The sequence below is a fragment of the Gimesia sp. genome, from assembly GCF_048262075.1.
Taxonomy (GTDB): Bacteria; Planctomycetota; Planctomycetia; order Planctomycetales; family Planctomycetaceae; genus Gimesia.
On the sequence record NZ_JBLXFK010000016.1, the window covers coordinates 77741 to 96610 of the forward strand.

The window sequence follows — 18870 nt, forward strand, 5'->3', positions numbered from 1 at the left end:
TGCGTTTGATTCTCAGACTTCCATCAGCATGCGTGATGGTTCTTCCAGAACTTCTTTGACTCGTTTGAGGAAGACGACAGCTTCCCGACCGTCTACGACACGGTGATCGTAGGTCAAAGCGATATACATCATGGGACGTATTACGACCTGACCGTTGATGGCGACAGGACGTTCCTGAATTCCATGCATGCCCAGGACACCACTTTGAGGTGGGTTCACAATCGGAGTGGAGAGCAGTGATCCGTACACGCCACCATTGGTAATCGTGAAGGTGCCCCCCTGAAGTTCTTCGAGGCTGATCTTGTTTGCTTTGGCGCGTTGGCCGAAGTCATTGATTTTGAGTTCAATGTCCGCAAAGCTGAGTCGCTCTGCATTGCGCAGAATGGGGACGACCAGTCCTTTTCCACCGCCAACAGCGATGCCGATGTCATAGTAGTTGCGGAAGACCAGATCAGTGCCGCGAATTTCTGCATTGATTTGTGGATACAGGTTCAACCCATCAACCACGGCTTTGATGAAGAAAGACATGAAGCCCAGTTTGACATCGTATTTCTTGAGAAACATATCCTTGTACTTGGTCCGCAGTTCCATGACGGCTGACATGTCGACTTCGTTGAAAGTGGTCAGCAGGGCTGCGTTGGATTGAGCTTCAACAAGTCGTTCCGCAATCTTTTTGCGGATCGGACTCATGGGAACAATTTCTTCTTCGCGGAAGGCACCATTGTCTGAAGAACCAGGCGTTTGATAACTGAGCGCGTCTTCTTTCAGAATACGTCCCCCCGGTCCTGTCCCTTTGACATCCGCTGGGCTGAGCCCTTTTTCTGCCATGACACGAGCGGCAGCCGGCATGACCCGATCACCGGATCCTGCTGGAGCGCTTTGACTGGCAGCGGGCGCAGTCGCTGATTCTGCTTTGGCCGGGCTCTTTTCCGGGGCAGGATCCTCAACCCCTTCGGGGCGTTCTGCTTCTTCCAGATAGCCGATGACTTCACCAACGGCTGCCATCTCCCCGGTTTTTTTCAGGATTTCGATAATGATCCCATCCAGGGGAGCGGGGACATCGAAGGTCGCTTTATCAGTTTCGAGCTCGACAATCTCACTGTCCTGAGCGACCCATTTTCCTTCAGCGGCGTGCCAGGCTCCGATTTGGACTTCGGAGATGGATTCCCCCACCGAGGGGACTTTAATTTCAACAGACATCGGACACAATACTCCAACCGAGTCACGGGGAAAAAACGTATGTTTTCAGACTTATTTCAGATGTTTTTCTTCATTTTGCGAGCAGCAGTTTTGATTATGACTTCTTAAGAAAGCCAGCACAATTCCCGCGTACAGGGAAGATGATAATCAGGAAAAATTTTTGAACGGAATCGAGCGAAACGGGCAACTGCCTGTCGATTCGCCTGGTTTCATAAAAAACGCTGGTCTTTTTATCGGCTTTTCAGCCAGACCAGCGTTTAGTTTATCCCGGTTCACTCATTATCGAACCAGATGGAACAAGTCGCATTGCCGGTATCATGATGATTTACCCGGAAAACGGTGACCTTTCGCTTTCGTATCGACCCGATACAGCGAAGTGCGTGCGGTAATGAACAGGCTCGCATTATCTTTCCCGCCAAAAGTCACATTAGCCGGTTTTTCGGGGACTTCAATAATGCCCAGCAGTTTTCCTTCCGGGGAGAAGACCTGCAGGCCCAGGCCAGAGGTAATATAGAGATTTCCATTGGTATCGATTGTCAGGCCATCGCCTCCTCTGCCCGGTTCCGGTGTTCCTGGTTCCTGCTTGAGGCTGCAGAAAACACGACCTTTCCCGATTTTACCAGGTGCCGTCACCGGATAAGCCCACATTTCTTTTGACATACTGGGGATGACGTAGAGCGTTTTTTCATCGGGGGAAAGGATGACGCCGTTCGGGGCCTTAAGATCGTCCACCAGACGTGTGACTTCACCCTCGGCAGAGCGGTAGTAGACGGCGACTTTTCCCTGTGGTAGCGGTTCCGGAGACCGGAAATGTGGATCTGTGAAGTAAATGCCTCCCGTGCGATCAATGACAAGATCGTTGGGGGCGTTGAATCGTTTTCCCTTGTATTCCGGCGCCAGTGGGGTGACTTTTTTGTCTTTCAGGTTGATACTGACCAGTCGTCCGTCCATTTCGCAGGCCAGCAGCTTGTTTGCTCCATCGAGCATCAGGCCATTGCAATGATTGGATGGCTCCAGAAAAGTGGACAGTTTTCCCTTTGGATCGACTTGATAGATTTTATTATCGGGGATATCCGTGAAATAGAGGTTTCCCTGCAGGTCAAACGCAGGACCTTCCGTGAATTTGAAATCAGTAAACAATTTCACTGGCTTGCTGACAGGGCCCACGCCGGGGATTTCAGTCTGGTCTTCCGCCAGTGTCACGGCTGCAGACAGGGAAAGCATCAGGGTAGCCGCAGTCCAGTTCAGTATGTTTTTCATCGGAGACTCCTTGGAGTATGAGTTCAGCAAATATGGGGAACACCTATCTTACCATTAGAGCCTGATTGCTTCATAAAATTCAACCATCTGAAGATTCGGATTGCCGTATCAGTAGAAATCGATCCGTCCATGAGGGAAACTTGGCGGAGAGCTATGCTGCGCAACCAAGTGCTTGTAAACGTGTTTAGAGAGCTTGATGAGAGGTGAAATGTCGATGGATGCCGTTAGGCTGTTAAAACAACTGATTGCCATTCCCAGCGTGAATCCAATGGGGCGCGCTGTGACCGGTGATATCTACTTCGAAGGCAGACTGACTCAGTTTTTATGCAGCTATTTTGCAGAACTGGGAGTTGAATACGAATCGATCGAAGTCGTTCCCGGGCGAAATAATGTCATTGCACGCACTACTCCCAGGCCGGGGGTGCCTACAATCCTGATGGACGTCCACCAGGATACGGTTCCCGTGGAAGGGATGATTGTCCCCCCCTTTGAGGGCACGGAAAAGGAGGGAAAGATTTACGGGCGCGGTGCCTGTGATGTCAAAGGCAGTATGGCGGCGATGTTGATGGCCTTCACGCGACTGGTGAAAGACAATCCCCCGGACGCCGCAAATGTGATTCTGTCTTGTACCTGTGATGAAGAGGCGACCGTCAAAGGCATTAATCATCTGGTGCAACTCTGGGAAAACCCGAGTGGCTTAAGCAAGATTCTGACTGAGCCTCCCGATCTGGGGTTAGTTGCTGAACCGACCATGCTGGATATTGTCGTAGCACATCGGGGAGCCACTCGCTGGAAAATTAAAACAACGGGAAAAGCCTGCCATAGTTCTCAACCCAACGATGGAGTGAATGCCATCTACAAGATGGCGGATGTCATCAAGGCACTGCAGGCATACGCCGACGAACTTTCAAGCTGGGACGCGCATCCGCTGTGCGGTCCGCCGACTTTAAGTGTGGGGGTGATCGAAGGGGGCGAAAGTGTCAACATCGTGCCTGACTGGTGTACCATCGAAATCGACCGCCGTGTGATTCCGGGCGAGGATGGTATTGAGGTCATGAATCAGGTGGAAGAATACTTAAAGCAGACACTGCCTTTCGAATTCGAGATGTTGCCACCGTGGATCACCGGCGTTTCATTATCGGATCACAATAATGGAGAGTGGAGCGACCGACTGATGTCCGTGATCGACAAGCTGGAACCCGGTCACAAAAAAGTGGGTGTACCTTACGGAACGCATGCAGCGCGTGTGAACCAGGGGGGCGTCCCCTCAATGGTCTTCGGCCCCGGTTCGATTGCCCAGGCGCATACAGTGGATGAGTGGCTCGAGATTGATCAACTGCTGAAATCGGAAGAAGTCTACTACCAGTTCTGTGCCAACGCTGGGAGTCAAGCGTAAGAGACAAGGGCGTGGCCCATGTGTCCATCCGCCTGCCTCCCGATGGCGTCAGAAAATAAATCCGTGGGTGGGCTCGAATGTAAATCGGGCCGAGCGTAGCGAGCAGGAAACTGTCAGTGCAAGCACTCGACGTAGGGGCGAACCCATGTGTTCGCCCGCGGTCTAGACTTCCTTTACATTGTCACGCTACGAATGTTTTACTGGTCCCGTTCAGAGCGTAAAACAGTTCAATCTTCACCAGGCGGGCGGACACATGGGTCCGCACCCTACCGCAACCGGGGTCGGAAGTTTCCCTTTTATTGTGCGTTGACTCCGACAATTTCCTGGTGCCTGCGGCAATACCGAATTGCATTCGGTTTCACCCAGTGTATTTAATTTCTTTTCAAAAATCTTCTTGACAGTTAATACCTAGAGCGGCTATATATTGGATGTGTAGTCATCCTATGTATCGGAGGATAAGAGATGAATCCGCAATTATTTGCAGGCACGATGGAGATGCTCATTCTGGAACTGGTTTCGGAAGGGCCCACTTATGGCTATGAAATTACGCAGCGCGTCACGAATCGTTCGGCCAATGAGTTTGAGCTGAAAGAGGGGAGTCTGTATCCCGCGTTGCATAAGCTGCAGCGTAAAAAACTGTTGAAATCGTTCTGGCGTGAAGTCGATGGTCGTCGGCGGAAGTATTACGAACTGACGATCCAGGGACAGAAAGCGCTCAACGAGAAACGGCAGGAATGGAAGCAGTTCTCCTCCGCCATCGAACGTATTCTGGGAGCACAAAGTGGCCTGGCCTGAGCTCAGTATCGAAGACTTTCCGCCGCTGCGTGACGATGAACCTTCGTCGTTGCGGCAGGATATTATCGATGAACTCAGCGATCACTTTGCGTGTGCCTTGAATCGAGAACTGTTAAAAAATCCGGACGAACAAATCGCAAAACAACGCGTGTTATCTCAATTCGGTGATCCCATCAAAATTGCCCGCCAGCTCTGGCTGGACGCGATGAAGGAGAAAATCATGTCGCAACGCATTATGACCGGAGTCTCTGTCACCGCGGCAGTTTGTTGTATCGCCGTGGCGGGAATTGCCTGGTTGATGATGAAACGGAGCGAACAAGTCAATTTGAAACTTTTGGAACATCTGAACCAAACTCAAACTGATTCAGTTAGTGCTACTTCTGATGAGATGAATGAAATCTCCTTCCAACTGGTCCAGCAGGGAGATATCAGCAAACCAGCAGTCGGCTTTTCTGGCGAATTGACAAAGAGCGGAGATAAGACAGACTCATTTTCAATAAGTGCAGTTATCGATGAATCCGGAAAACTCGATTATGGTCAATTGCCCTGGGGAAGATACAATTTAAAATTGCATGCCCCTTGGAATGAAATGTGTTTTGAAAACAGTATTGTCACAATCCCGGGGCGTGATTATTTGAAAACAATCGTCTGTCCTGCGAGTGCTCCTAAAGGTGTTCCCGTACAATTCCATATCAACTGGCCGGACAAACTAACCCCAGATGACTGGGTTGTATTGTGTGATTTCCGATATCCGCTTCAAGGAAAAGAGCTCGTTCCATTCACGCTCAAAAGCAAACGAAGCATTGAAAATCACTTTTGGATCTACGATCAGGATCTTCAGCGCGACCCCAAAGGCGTTTATCTGATCAACAGTGATAATCGAGTAGGTTTCTGTCCCTTGACTTCAGAAGGGGATTATAAAAATATCAATTTGGAAGAATTAAAACTACATTCGGAAATCACGATGAATCAGGGAGAATATCATTTGTCTGTTTTTTATCTGACTCGAAAGGACACTTTGAAAAAACTGGCAGAGTTGAATTCTCCCCCGCCCTTTGGAATCCTGGCCTTCACTCCTGGACAGAATCCAGGTCTAAGAATCTACCCCAAATTGAGACGTGGGACCGGGTTCAGCTTTTTTGTTAACCCTTTCGAGGTACTGAAAATAGAATCTCCGTTTGAGAAACAGTTAAAATCACTTTCTGGATATGCTGTCACGGAACTCCACGGAATCCAACTGCCAGAGCCGCTCCTGTTTACAGCTGTTAAAGAATCACCGAATGTCTGGGAGATTAACATACCTAAGATAGAGTGGACTCGTTCGGATCTAGAAGCGATGCTCTATTAGATGTAAGGATCGTAACAGTATTTCATCGTTTGAAATTAGGGGAATACAAAGTGAACTGGCCTGAGCTGAGTATCGAAGATTTTCCGCCCAAGCGTGACGACGAACCTTCGTCATTGCGGCAGGATATTATCGATGAACTCAGCGACCACTTTGCCTGTGCCTTGAATCGAGAGTTATTGAAGAATTCAGACGAACGTCTGGCAAAACAACGTGTGATTAATCACTTCGGCGACCCCATCAAAATCGCCCGCCAACTCTGGCTGGATGCAATGAAGGAGAAAATCATGTCTCAACGTATTATGACCGGAATCTCTGCCGTGATGGCAGTTTGCTGTATTACGGTAGTGGGGTTTGCCTGGATCCTGGTGCAGGAGAGTCGGGTGGTGAACCAGAAAATGCTCGCGCATCTGGCGGCGATTGCGGATCGACCTCAACCCGTTGCCATGGTTGACAGAGATCAGCAAATCCTGGATCAGCTGAAAGAGTTAAAACAGGAACAACAAGCCGCAGCCAGTGTCAGCAGTGAAGAAATGAATCAGATCTCCTTCCAGCTCGTTCATGATAACAAAGACAAAACCCCAGCCATCGGTTTTACGGGCACACTGATGAAAGATGGAACTCTTATGGAGACCTTCACACTGGAAGCAGCCAGTAATGCAGAGGGGCTACTTGATTTTGGAAAGTTGCCCTGGGGGAAATATCAACTGAATTTGAACGCTCCCTGGGGTGAGACTTTTCATCAGCATGTATCGGTCATCCCCGGAAGGAAATATTTGCAGAAAATCATTTGCCCGGCTGCGGCACCTTCCCAGGTCCCTGTTCAATTTCAGGTGAAATGGCCTGGCGAATTCAATGCAGAAGACTGGGTACTGTTAAGTGACTTTCGTAATGCCTCAGGCCGGAAGCAGCAGGTGGAGAGCAGTAGACTTATTCAAGATAAAAACTGGATTTACCAACAGGATTCGACTGAACATTCCACTGGTGTCTATCTCATCAATCATCAGAATTTAATCACAGCATGTCCATTAGCTAAAGACGGGGAATTCAAAGACATTGATTCGCAGCAGCTGGTCGAATCGACCTCGGTAAAGATGAGTCAGGGAAAACATGTTTTGCCTGATCTGATTCTGATACAGAAAAAAGATTTGCAGAGACTGACGGAATTGAATGAAAAGCAAAACTATAACGTTTTAAATAACGGTAGATCTAACATAGGTGATTATAGTCTGAAATATAGAAGATCTCTGGGAGGAGAATCTGGATTTAATATTATCGAAGCTCATACTTTTCTTATGCTCCCCTTTCGAAATGCCCCCATTCATTTAGCTCAGGTTGATCTGATGAACGTGAATGAAGCACCACGGTATGCAGACGGGATCGAATTATCAAAGCGACTTGTCTTTACGGCATCTCAAGGCGAAGAGAATCTCTGGGAAATCAAATTACCTTACCTGGAAAATCTCAAGATGCCCCAGAGAATCGGCGGTGCCGGTCAGGGCTTATTCTAAGATAAACGGTTTCAAAAATCGTTTGCTAACTACAGGAGTAGAACGTGAACTGGCCTGAGATCAGCATCGAAGATTTTCCGCCCGAGCGTGACGACGAACCGTCATCGCTCAGACAGGATATTATTGATGAACTCAGCGACCATTTCGCGTGTGCATTGAATCGGGAACTGTTAAAGAACTCAGACGAACAACTGGCGAGACAACGTGTTATTCAACATTTCGGCGATCCCATCAAAATCGCCCGCCAACTCTGGCTGGATGCCATGAAGGAGAAAATCATGTCTCAACGTATTATGACCGGAATCTCTGTCCTGATGGCAGTCTGTGGTGTAATTGTGGTGGGGATGGTCTGGTCGATGATGAAGGAGAGCCAGGCGTTCAATACTCGAATGATGGCGCAGATGACGGAAATTGCGAATCGACCGGTGCCGGAAGTTCAAACTGAGTCAGCTGCCGGTGAAATGAATCAGGTTTCCTTTCAGCTGGTTCAAGGGAAGGAAGACGGGAAGCCAGGGGGCGGCTTTGAAGGGAAGTTGACTAAAATCGGGGATAACACAGATTCATTCACACTCAAAGAAAAGAGTGATGCTGAAGGAAAACTGGATTTTGGCAAGCTGCCCTGGGGGGTGTATTCGTTAAATGTCATCGCTCCCTGGGGAGAATCTTATCACGATGATTTGACTGTGTTACCGGGACGCAACTTTTCCCAGACCATCGTTTGCCCGAGTGCTGCACCCATTGAAGTCCCGGTCCGAATTGAGGTGGAATGGCCTGATGACTTGAAGTCAGATGACTGGCTGTTGTTGTGCGACTTTCGACCCCGGCACATTGACAGTGGACTCTCTGCCTTATCCCGTAAAATTGGAGCTGAGCTTTGGACCAGACCATATCCCAATCCGCTGGAGGGAACATGGGACTATCCGATGGCCTGTCTGATCAATCAGAAGAATCAGGTCTTTCGCTGTCCTTTAGATATCAATCGTAAGTTCCAGAATATTGATTTTGATAAATTAGAAGCAAAACAGTCGATCAATATGATTGAAGGAGATCAGTATCTGCTGCCGGTGATGTATCTTCTGTACCGGCAGGACCTGGCTGATCTACTGCTAGATAATGTTAATGTGGGGGAAGGTAGCGTTTCGTTTATGGTCTTGAATCACAGTCGAGAATCCTTACGAATGATTTCTCCAGCCAATCTCAACCTGCAGAATGCCGGAAGTTTTGGAGGTCCCAATAGCGTTGAGGCTACCACATTGATTGTCACGCATCGAAAGATCGCGGCTCTGAATGCAGCAGCTAGAGAGGAGAAAAAAGGAGCTCAAAATGCCAGTGGAAGTCCGTTTGCCTATGCCAGTGGAATTCAATTCGCAAAGCTGCTGAAGTTCACCGCTGCCAAAGACCAGGAGAATGTCTGGAAAATTAAATTGCCTGAGTTTGAGCAGTTACACGTTCCTGAAGAGGCGAAACAGGTTGAAGTTGAGGGATCTGGCGGGGGCTTTTTCTAAAGCGAAGCATTTCTGTCCCATTAAAATGAAGGGGTATTGCGTGGCCTGGCCTGAGATCAGTATCGAAGATTTTCCACCCGAGCGTGACGATGAACCGTCATCGCTCAGACAGAATATTATTGATGAACTCAGCGATCACTTTGCCTGTGCCTTGAATCGAGAGTTATTGAAGAATCCGGATGAACAGACGGCAAAACAACGCGTCTTAAATCAATTCGGCGATCCCATCAAAATCGCCCGTCAGCTCTGGCTGGACGCGATGAAGGAGAGAATTATGTCACAACGAATTTTGACCGGAATTTCTGCCGTGATGGCGGTGTGCTGTATCGCTGTGGTGGGCATTGCCTGGTCGATGATGCAGGAAAGCCGGGCGTTCAATCTACTGATGCTGGAACAGTTCAAGCAGGCGCAGGAGAAATCCGCATCTGAAGCGCCGGGGGAACTGCAGCCAATTTTGTTTCAGTTGGTTCAGGAGGGGAGTGAGGAACAACCGGCTGCAGGATTTGAAGGGACCTTGTCTAAGGGGGACGGCAACAACCCTGTTTTTACCGTTGAAGCTGTCAGTGACAAAAACGGCTTGCTGGATTTTGGAAAGCTGCCTTGGGGCAAATATCTTTTGACACTGAAATCGCCCTGGGGCGAGGCTCCTCAGGCTGAGTTGATCACCACGATTCCCGGCCGAAAGTTTGAACAGACCATCGTCTGTCCAGCCAGTGCTCCAGAAAAGGTGAAAGTTCAATTTCAGGTCAACTGGCAGAATATGCCCGACGATAAAGATTATTTCTTATTATGTGATTTCCGATCTCTTGATTTCGAAAAAACTACTGATGCAAGAAAATTCAGGCTGATATCAGCTGAAGATATTCATGATCGACTTTGGTTATATCGTCATAACATGAATCAGGAATCTGAGAGAAGCGTTTATCTGATCGATGTGAAGAATGACAGAGTAACTCGTTGCCCTTTGGCGGCTGACGGAAAGTATGAAAATCTTGATCCACAGAAACTGACCTGGCATCCGACAGTAGAGATCCTCGAGGGGAGATATAACACGCCAACGGTCTATCTGGTTAAGAAGAATGAACTCAGCCAATTGGCTGAGATTAATGACTTATTTGCCCCGAAAGTTTTATGGTTTCAGAATAATAGCCTTAAATTCACTAACTATCCATTACCACAAGGTGGTTTAGGTTTAATTATGTCTCCCTTTCACAATTTTGAAATCGATCCCGAACTGGTGGTGAATATGACCCCTTCGGAACTGAAACAGATTCATGGATTTAAAGCAAACAGATCAACTCATGAGACCTATATCGCAACGGCAAATCAGCCCAATATCTGGAAAATCAACATTCCCGATCTGTTTCCGGTTACTCTGGAATCCGGTTCATTGAGTAGTGCCCCGTGACCGGGAAGAGCTTTTCCTCTCCTTTCCCGATCTGTTGGCAGTTGACTTCGTAGACGAATTTTTCTTTGAGTTCGTTGACCTTGAGGCGAACCGTTTTTTTGTCGTCTGAAACTGTCGCTTCTTCGACTTCGACTTTATACCGGCCGCTGTCGGGGCTGGCGTAGCTGCCGCTCCAGACGCGGGTGTAACCGGCAATGGTATAGGCCTCTTTGTCGGCCGCTTTTTTCGCGTCAACAGGGGCGAAGAATTCGAGTTCAAAACCATCGTGAGTCGCGCGGAGTTCTTTGATACCGTTCGGCAGTTTGCCGTTGGGGGTCAGTTTGGTAATCGAACCGGTATTCTGACCGCCGAGCCAGCCGCTGTCGTGGATGCTGCCGACGTAGATGTCACCTTGGGGACTAACGGCAACCGACATGGGGCCGGCGAAATTGTGTTCATCGGGAGGCACATCGGCGCGGGTGAAATAATAAGTGGCGCCCTGAACGGTATCGCCGACTTTCTGTGTGGTGAAGCGGATCAGGAAACGTTGATTGTATTCGCAGCCCAGCCCTTGATCGAACAGACTGTCATAGGCGAACTGTTTCGGGATGCAGGTTAAACCGTTGACACTGCGCGTCCAGGGGTGAGGCACCTGGATGGCAGCGCGGGTTTCTTCGAGGTTTTCTTTGTTTCGCAAGTCAGACTGACTGGGAACGCCGTACGCTTTCCCGGGTATCAGTAAATTAATTTCGTTAAACGTATTCTGCACGCCCTGTTGATCGGAGATATAAATTTCATCTTTGGAGTTGATTGCCAGTCCCGTGGGATAGCGGAAGGCGTGTCCCAGGATTTCGAGATTGCCGTTATAGGTGATCTTGAGAATTTTGCCGCGCCAGTTGATCTGATCGTCGGGCCGTTTCATCTGGGCATAATCGCTGCCTAAGCCGACATACAGATTGCCCTGGCTGTCACGAATACAGCCGGTGGCCCAGTCATGGTAGTTATCATTGAAGCCCCAGCCGGTCGCGATGATTGTACGCTGGTCGGCTCTGCCATCCCCGTTGGTATCGGAGAGGCGAATGACTTCCGGTTTATGAGAAACAATGATATCGGAGCCATCAGCGATGATGCCGAACGGGGCGGAAAGGCCTTCTTCAAACAGGGTCAATTGATCTTCCACACCATCGCCGTCGGTATCTTTGGCGAGATAGACGTCTCCCTTGAGCGAGGTGAAAATCAAAGTGCCATCTTCACGCCAGGCGAGGGCCGTCGGCATGATGCCGCCATCCAGCGGCAGTCGCACGCCGTCAAAGCCGGGCGCGCTGGTGACGGTTTCGATTTCCGGCTTGGGTTGGGGCTTGGTTTTGACCTGCAGCCCTTCTGCTTTGAGTTTGCAGAGGTAGTTGAGTGTCAGGTTGGCCTGTCCGGAGGAGGGGCTGTCTGCCTGTACGTATTCATGAGAATTGTTATCGGTGATGTGCATCCAGGTTGCATCGGGTTTACCGGCAACCGTGATTTGGGGATTGCCGATGCTGGTGGAGAAACGAGGTCGACCAATATGGAGTGCGTAGCCTTCGGGAAGATTTCCTGCTTTGGTCGTGCGTTGCAGCCCCGTCTTACCCGGCTGATCGGAGAGCGTCTGGAAGGTGTCCGTCACTGAGACGGTTGTGGTCTTCTCGCCGATTTTAAAATTGAGTTCATAATTCAGAGTGACCTGATTCCCTTGGGATTCGTAGCTGCGCAATGTGCCTGCCAGGCCGTTCTGGAGCAGTGGATAGACGGCCGCTGCGGGCTTGTTACCGGTGGGAGTCAGCACAAATTCAAAGCCACGATCGTAACCGGAGATGATGGGGGAGCCGGCCATATCCCAGTACCAGCTTTTACCTTCGGTGCGCTGGCGGGCCAGGTCTCCCAGTGTCCATTGAACAATGGAGAATTGATCGAGGTCGAACAGCAGGTTGTGTCCGTTATCAAAGCCGACCACAAAGGCACGTGATACATAGCCGCCGCCGGTTTCTTTGGGATTGGTAAAGACATCGCGGACAATCCGCGCCGGTTCGCCAGCAGCGACAGTAAAGAACTGTTCCACGACAGAGGGGTTCGTCGGAACTTTGAACTGGGGATCATTCAAGCCGAGCCAGATGGCATCCAGCTGACGGTCGATATTGCCTCCCAGTACTTTGGGAACGCTTTTCTTGAGTGCGGGCATTTCCATGCCGGGCACGATCCGGAGTGGATTGTGAACCCAGCGGAGGAAGTATTCTTTCCGCATACGATCGCCGAGCATCAGCAGGTCAGAACCGCGGGTTCCCAGCGCGACGTTGCGCGGTTCATATTCGCCGAGTACGTGGCAGGAGATACAACTGAAACCTTTAGCGCCGGTAATGGTCTGACCGGCAATCAGCAGTTGCGCGCGATCCTGATCGGAGGAGTCGACCATGAATCCGGGCTGGCGCGGACCATCGTCGGGAACCCGATCATGGGCGACCAGGTAATCAAGCAGTGCCTGTTTGTCGTCTTTTGTATGCTGGAAGCGAGGCATGCGGACGCGCAGCCAGGGCATGCGCACTTTTTTCTGTTCGCCACTGACGGCTTGGGAAAGGGCTTCCTGCTTGAGTTTGTCGCCGACGGCGGTCAGCGCGGGGGGAATCATGCCTTCACTCTGTCCGGCGAGCGCGGGATCGAACTTGGCCATCTGACCGGCGATCTGGGTGATGCCTTCGTGTTTGTCCCGTTCGTGACAGTAGATGCAGTTGCGCTGTTCCAGGACGTAGCGGCCGCGATCAAATTCGTTTTCTGGAGACGGCGCTCCAGCGCTTGATTTGAGATAGGCGATGACGGCTTCCCGGTCGATGGTACGATAGGCGGGGCGCCCCTTTTTCAGGTCGGGGGTTTCAGCCAGACAGGAGTTTTTCCAGTCTTCAGTCGACTTGGAAAGATCGACGATCTGCTGAGTCGGTTTTTCAATGCAGGGAATCGTATGGCAGGCGGCACAGCGGGCCTGGGTGATCAGTTTTTTTCCCTCGGCGATGAGCGATTTATCAGTTGGTGGTTTTTTACCTTCAGGGAGATCGGCCTGTTTCAATTCTGAGAGCGCATAAGCCAGTTGGCGGCGTTCGGTGGTACTGAGTTTGATGACCGGCATACGATGGTCTTTATTGAGTTTCGCCGGGTCTGAGAGCCAGGTGTAAAACCACTGTGTCTCGCGTTTGTCGCCAATACTGCTGAGATCGCCACCACTGAAGGGTTGCTGATTGCCTTTGCCGTCAATCGTATGGCAGGCAAGACAGCCGACCGAACGCATCAGGATTTCGCCGGCACGTTGTTCTTCATCATGCGTGGGGGCTTTCTTCGTTTTTTTGTCTTTTTTCGGGGCTGGGATTTTATTGAGTGATGCCGATTTCGTATTGGCATATAAATATGCGGCGATGGCTTCCGCTTCCTGGTCATTAAAGCCGAAGAAAGGCATCTTTGCGTGGGCGGATACGGCGCTCTCGTTTTGAATTTTACGAACCAGCCATTCCGGGTTCAGGGCCGTTGTGACATGCGTCAGATCGGGAGCGGCAGGGCTGGTCAACTGCTGTTCGCGTTGATGACAGCGGTTACAGCGGTGAGCGTCGAAGTGAGTGCGTCCGCGCCAGATTTGAGCGACATCGGGATTGCCCTCTTCGCGATAAAGAATATTCGCCTGGATCGGTTCCAGTCCGAACCGATTCGAAGACCAGAAGAGTTGTACGCGTGCCTGCGGCGAGATTTTTTTATAGGCGACTTTGAGTTCGAATTCACCAAAGTTCTGTTTGTATTTTTTTCCGACGATCCAGCCGGCGGTATCGCGTTTGCCTTCCAGAACCGTTTTGCCGTCAATTTCAACGGTGAGTTCCCCTTCCAGGTAGGCTGAGATCTGGTAGTCACCAGGTTGCCTGACGAGGATCAGGCTGGTCCAGTCCGCGGAAAAGTGTTCTGCCGGCAGTTGAGGTAACGGGGCCTGTTGACCCCAGTCGAAGGCAATATCGGGATCAATTCGCTGGATCTGCGTATTTCCAGACTGGTAAGTTGCCAGCAGCCCGGGGGGATAATCGTCTTCTTCGGGATCAATTTCTTCTGCAGCCAGATTTCTATTGGCAATCGTGAGAAAGAGAGCAATAAGTAAGAATAATATCAGGGGCAGAACGCCCCTGATCCAGGCTGCAGGAATTCGCTGGGTGAGCATAATGATCCGGTAGATTCAGTGCTGAGGATTAGTTTTTAAAGAATCTGAAATAAGTCGTGATGAAAATAAAAAAGCAGCCATTCGTTATTGTTCGAATGGCTTTTCTTCTTTAGCGTCGGCACCGAAAGAGGCGCGGAATTCATCGACGATGGAAGCGACGGTCTTTTTAGGGCCGGTTAACTTCAGGAAGTAGTAAGCTTTTCCTTCCACAGCCAGGATGACACCCAGCATGCGCGAATCGGGAACCGCTTTGGTTTTGCGAAGGAATGGAGGTCCAATGGACTTGTTGTAGGTACCTGAGAGGTCGGCAAAGATATATTTACCGTCTTTGGATTCTCCCTGGGTGACTTTGACTTCGCGATCTTTTCCTGCTGCAAACTGTCCGATCCAGCGAGAGATGTTGGCAGAGACTCCACCACCAGTACCGCCAAAGGATGAGATGACCAGTTCTGCTGGTTCTTGATCACCCTTGACTGCGGGGATTTCAAATTGAGCCAGTCGCAGGTTGTTGGAGGGGGGAGAGCTTTTCCAGGCTTCTGGGATTTTGAGTGTGATGTCTTTGATTTTGACTTCGGTTGTTTTCTCTGTTTTTTCTTCTGTGTCGGCTGCTTTTGCTGAGCAGGCATAGATAGCAAGAGAAAGTCCCAGGACGGAATACAGTACTCTTCTGAATGTGGTGGGAGAAATCATATATAACCTCAATTTGAAATCAGGAGATAATGCGTACGACTGAGTTAGAGTACATCACAATTAAGCATAGCGCCTCTCAAACTATTCTACTCGGTTCAAATAGCCTTGGAGACGCTACAGTAAAACTGGACACAGTCTAATTGTCCCGCATTTCCTGCCGATTTTCAACTCGATGCTTCCAGAATTGGCTGACTGCGTCAAATTTTGCAGAAGTTAATGTTTTTGTATAAGCATGTTGCGAAAAAACAACAGGTCTGTTTTCAGTCTGAAACAGACTGGCAGTTGTTAATCAGCGGGAACACAGCGGTTCTGAGCCCAGAGGCGCAGTTGGGCGATCCGTTCCTGCATCAGTACGGCTAATGGGCGTGTTTTTTGAATTTCCGAGGCAATATGCCTGTCTTCGATTTCGGCATTTTCGGAAAAGGCGGCGAACAGGCCTGACATGACCGCCTGTTCCAGCTCGGCACCGGTAAAGTTTTCTGCGAGCGCTGCCAGTGAGCGCAGGTCGAATTGATCTGAATCGCGTTTACGCCTTTCGAGATGAATTTTCAGAATCTGTTCGCGGGCTGTATCAGTAGGCAGGTCGACAAAGAAGACTTCATCAAAGCGTCCTTTGCGCATCAGTTCCGGCGGAAGGGCGGAGATATCGTTGGCAGTAGCGATGATGAAAATCGGATGTCGATGGTCCTGCATCCAGGCGAGCAGGGTGCCAAACATCCGTTTGGAGAGACCTCCATCAGCGGACGAACCGGAGGCTGACGCGAATGCTTTCTCAATTTCATCAATCCAGAGAATCACAGGTGCCATGGATTCGGCCTGGGAGAGGGCCTGTCTTAACTGGCTTTCACTTTCGCCGATGAATTTCTGATAGAGCATGCCCGGGTCCAGGCGCAGGAGCGGCATATTCCAGTCTGCCGCAACCATTTTCGCACACAGGCTTTTACCGGAACCGGGTACACCCAGCATGAGTACGCCGCGCGGTGGTTCAATTCCGTATTCCCGGGCTTTCTGAGTAAAGCCACCCCGACGAAGTTGCAGCCAGTCTTTTAATTTATTGAGTCCACCCACTTCTTCTGATTTGACGTCGACGGCGATGGATTCCAGGCAACCAGTGGAGCCCAGAAGTGTGCGTTTGGCTTCAATGATATGTGGTAAATCATTGGCGTTGAGATCGTTGTCCTGCAAGATTGCTGAACTGATGACACGCTCGACTTCACTGCAGCTGAGCCCCCGCATGGTCAACACGAGCTGTTCCATTTCGCGGCGGGTCAGCCTGGCTTTGATTTCAGAATCACTTTCCCGTTTGATCTTATTGTAGGTCTGTTTAATGACATCTGATAATTCATCGGTCGTGGGCCAGCCCAGTTCATACCTGATGGTGAAGCGTTTGATTTCATCGGGTAACGGGAAGGCATCGATCAGGATGATGGTCGATTTTTTTTCGTGGCAGGTCTCCATCAGGTCGCGGAGCATACGATTGACGACACTGTCCCGACAGTAGGCACCTAAATCCTTAAATACAAACAGATCCTGGTCGGTGTTCTGACGGATGAAAGTCAAAGGCTGTTCCGGTTTTCCGCCGGGCACGGTCGCTGATTTCAGACTGCCATGTTCCAGCTTGCATAATCCGGCCGTCGTAGACCATTCGAAGATGGGTTTCTTCAACTTCAGTGCGATGTCCCTGATTACCTTTAAGGCACGCTGTTCATCCAAGGTCTCGATAGAGATTAAAGGGTTACCCGAGCGGATCAGCAGTTCCAGTGAATTCGGCATGAAATTTCGTTCCTGTTCAGTCTGATATTGTTTGAAGCGGTAACGGAATTCTCAGGAAAGCGGATGAAAGATTATTTCGATGTTTTCAACAATTTCTGAAATTGCTTCCAGGTTTTAGTGTTCGCGACATCTTTTTTCGTTAAACCGGCCCGACGTGCCTGGTAGATGCCGTACTGCATGACATCCAGCCCGGAGACGCTGTGGGCATCCGTGTTAATGACAATCGGGATGCCCAGTTCTTTGGCCCGGGCTGCGTGGATATCGTCGATATCGAGTCGCATGGGATGTGCGTTGATTTCCAGCATGGTACCATAGTCGGCGGCGGCTTTGAGGATCTCGCCGTAATTGAGATCAGCACCGGGTCGTTTGCCGATCAGACGGCCCGATAAATGGCCGATGATGGAGACGTTCGGGTTCTGGATGGCATTCAGCAGGCGTTGATTGATCTGTTTCTGGGGTTGCTTGAGACCATAATGCAAGACGGCAATGACCCAGTCGGCTTCACTGAGGACATCATCGGGCAGGTCCATGCTGCCATCTTCAAGGATGTCGCATTCGATGCCTTTGAGGATCTGAATACCGGAGATTTGACCTTGTACTTTTTCGATGGCTTTCCAGTGCGCCCGCAGTCGTTTGGCATCAAGGCCGTTCGCCATGGAGACCCGTTTGGAATGGTCGGTGATGGCAATATATTGATAACCTTTGGCTTTGGCACCTTCCGCCATTTCCAGGATGGAGGCCGTGCCATCGGTGGCTGTCGTATGCATATGCAGGTCGCCGCGAATATCTTTGAGATCGATCAGTTCAGGTAATTCATCCTTTTCCGCAGCGGCAAATTCCATGCGGTCTTCGCGGATTTCGGGCGGGATCCAGGGAAGATCGAGCGCTTGGTAAACTTCTTCTTCGGTCTTGCCTGACACCAGTTCGTCCTCGCGGAACAGACCGTACTCATTCAGTTTGAGACCACGATCCTGGGAACGGCGCCGGAGTACAATGTTGTGTTCTTTGGAGCCGGTAAAGTAGAGCAGGGCGGCGCCATACGATTCTTCGGGGACGACACGGAGATCCAGTTCGAGACCTGAGTTGAGCCGCACACGCTGTTTGGTATCACCGCGGGCGAGGACTTTGTTGACCAGTTCGTGATCCGCCAACGCGTCCATGACTTCCGCAGGCTGGCTGGAAGTGACAAGGACATCCAGGTCACCGACGGATTCTTTGCGTCTGCGACAACTGCCGGCTTCTGATATCTGCTGCACTGAATCGAGTTTACTGAGATCATGAATGATGGCATCGCATTGCGCTTTGGCCTCTGCCAGTCGGACGCGGTTTCCGGCCTGGCTGAGATGTTCGAGTCCTTCCAGAATGATCTGTTCTGTTTTTTTGCCGAAGCCTTTCTGCTCGGCGATCACGCCATTTTCGGCGGCTGCCTTGAGGTCGTCGAGCGAGTGGATTGAAAGTTCGGAAAACAGAAATGCGACTTTTTTAGGACCGATGCCGGGAATATCCAACATACGAACTACATCTGCCGGAATCTGTTCTTTGAGTTCTTCCAGCTGGGGGAGTGTCGAGGTTTCAACGATCGTGACAATTTTTTCGGCGAGGTCTTTGCCGATGCCCGGCAGCTCCTGCAGTTCTTGGGGATCGGACTCCACAATGTCCTGAATGGAGTCGGGCAGCCCAGTGATGGTTCGTGCGGCGTTTCGATACGCGCGAAGCCGAAAGGGGTTTGCGCCTTGAATTTCCAGCAGATCTGCCAGTTCCTCAAACTGGCGTGCGATTTCTGTGTTTTGCATGTTCC

Annotated in this window: 12 protein-coding genes; 6 read left to right on the top strand and 6 right to left on the bottom strand. The window is 50.3% G+C overall.

What is annotated here, in order from left to right; all coding sequences use genetic code 11:
• Window positions 1-12 precede the first annotated feature (12 nt).
• Window positions 13-1200, bottom strand: a complete 1188-nt coding sequence (gene odhB, locus ACN0YH_RS23965) for a 2-oxoglutarate dehydrogenase complex dihydrolipoyllysine-residue succinyltransferase (protein ID WP_417382122.1) — start codon at window positions 1198-1200, stop codon at window positions 13-15.
• A 315-nt stretch (window positions 1201-1515) separates the two neighbouring features.
• Complete coding sequence (locus ACN0YH_RS23970; protein ID WP_417382123.1) at window positions 1516-2460, bottom strand: SMP-30/gluconolactonase/LRE family protein; 945 nt, start codon at window positions 2458-2460, stop codon at window positions 1516-1518.
• 214 nt (window positions 2461-2674) lie between these two features.
• On the opposite strand from ACN0YH_RS23970, the gene ACN0YH_RS23975 reads away from it, so the two are divergent.
• The 6 genes from ACN0YH_RS23975 to ACN0YH_RS24000 all read left to right on the top strand — a co-directional run bounded on the left by ACN0YH_RS23975 (window position 2675) and on the right by ACN0YH_RS24000 (window position 10420).
• On the top strand, window positions 2675-3856 hold the full coding sequence (locus ACN0YH_RS23975) for a M20 family metallopeptidase (protein ID WP_417382124.1): 1182 nt from the start codon (window positions 2675-2677) through the stop codon (window positions 3854-3856).
• A gap of 462 nt (window positions 3857-4318) precedes the next feature.
• Complete coding sequence (locus tag ACN0YH_RS23980) at window positions 4319-4651, top strand: PadR family transcriptional regulator (protein WP_002643791.1); 333 nt, start codon at window positions 4319-4321, stop codon at window positions 4649-4651.
• A 220-nt stretch (window positions 4652-4871) separates the two neighbouring features.
• Window positions 4872-5999 (top strand): hypothetical protein, encoded by a 1128-nt coding sequence (locus tag ACN0YH_RS23985; RefSeq protein ID WP_417382125.1) that lies wholly within the window; start codon window positions 4872-4874, stop codon window positions 5997-5999.
• A gap of 50 nt (window positions 6000-6049) precedes the next feature.
• Window positions 6050-7507, top strand: a complete 1458-nt coding sequence (locus tag ACN0YH_RS23990; protein WP_417382126.1) for a hypothetical protein — start codon at window positions 6050-6052, stop codon at window positions 7505-7507.
• Window positions 7508-7551: 44 nt separating this feature from the next.
• Complete coding sequence (locus ACN0YH_RS23995; RefSeq protein ID WP_417382127.1) at window positions 7552-9012, top strand: hypothetical protein; 1461 nt, start codon at window positions 7552-7554, stop codon at window positions 9010-9012.
• Between the two features lie 40 nt (window positions 9013-9052).
• Window positions 9053-10420: a prealbumin-like fold domain-containing protein gene (locus ACN0YH_RS24000; RefSeq protein WP_417382128.1), complete on the top strand. Its 1368-nt coding sequence runs from the start codon at window positions 9053-9055 to the stop codon at window positions 10418-10420.
• Here the strand turns inward: ACN0YH_RS24000 and ACN0YH_RS24005 are convergent.
• The 4 genes from ACN0YH_RS24005 to polX all read right to left on the bottom strand — a co-directional run bounded on the left by ACN0YH_RS24005 (window position 10383) and on the right by polX (window position 18865).
• Window positions 10383-14609 carry a c-type cytochrome gene (locus tag ACN0YH_RS24005; RefSeq protein WP_417382129.1) on the bottom strand — a complete coding sequence of 1409 codons (4227 nt, stop codon included), beginning with the start codon at window positions 14607-14609 and terminating at the stop codon, window positions 10383-10385. The genes ACN0YH_RS24000 and ACN0YH_RS24005 overlap by 38 nt on opposite strands.
• 84 nt (window positions 14610-14693) lie before the next feature.
• A complete protein-coding gene (locus ACN0YH_RS24010; protein WP_417382130.1) occupies window positions 14694-15299 on the bottom strand; it encodes a hypothetical protein in 606 nt (201 codons plus the stop codon).
• A 285-nt stretch (window positions 15300-15584) separates the two neighbouring features.
• Window positions 15585-17072, bottom strand: a complete 1488-nt coding sequence (locus ACN0YH_RS24015; RefSeq protein ID WP_417382131.1) for an AAA family ATPase — start codon at window positions 17070-17072, stop codon at window positions 15585-15587.
• 71 nt (window positions 17073-17143) lie between these two features.
• The gene (gene polX / locus ACN0YH_RS24020) at window positions 17144-18865 is read right to left on the bottom strand and encodes a DNA polymerase/3'-5' exonuclease PolX (RefSeq protein WP_417382132.1); all 1722 of its coding nucleotides are present in this window, start codon (window positions 18863-18865) and stop codon (window positions 17144-17146) included.
• Between the last annotated feature and the right edge of the window lie 5 nt (window positions 18866-18870).

Coding starts and splice junctions, on each gene's coding strand:
- ACN0YH_RS23985 (WP_417382125.1), top strand. CDS start 4,872: ATGTCGCAACGCATTATGACCGGAGTCTCTGTCACCGCGGCAGTTTGT.
- polX (WP_417382132.1), bottom strand. CDS start 18,865: ATGCAAAACACAGAAATCGCACGCCAGTTTGAGGAACTGGCAGATCTG.
- ACN0YH_RS24005 (WP_417382129.1), bottom strand. CDS start 14,609: ATGCTCACCCAGCGAATTCCTGCAGCCTGGATCAGGGGCGTTCTGCCC.
- ACN0YH_RS24010 (WP_417382130.1), bottom strand. CDS start 15,299: ATGATTTCTCCCACCACATTCAGAAGAGTACTGTATTCCGTCCTGGGA.
- ACN0YH_RS23970 (WP_417382123.1), bottom strand. CDS start 2,460: ATGAAAAACATACTGAACTGGACTGCGGCTACCCTGATGCTTTCCCTG.
- ACN0YH_RS23980 (WP_002643791.1), top strand. CDS start 4,319: ATGAATCCGCAATTATTTGCAGGCACGATGGAGATGCTCATTCTGGAA.
- odhB (WP_417382122.1), bottom strand. CDS start 1,200: ATGTCTGTTGAAATTAAAGTCCCCTCGGTGGGGGAATCCATCTCCGAA.
- ACN0YH_RS24015 (WP_417382131.1), bottom strand. CDS start 17,072: ATGCCGAATTCACTGGAACTGCTGATCCGCTCGGGTAACCCTTTAATC.
- ACN0YH_RS23975 (WP_417382124.1), top strand. CDS start 2,675: ATGGATGCCGTTAGGCTGTTAAAACAACTGATTGCCATTCCCAGCGTG.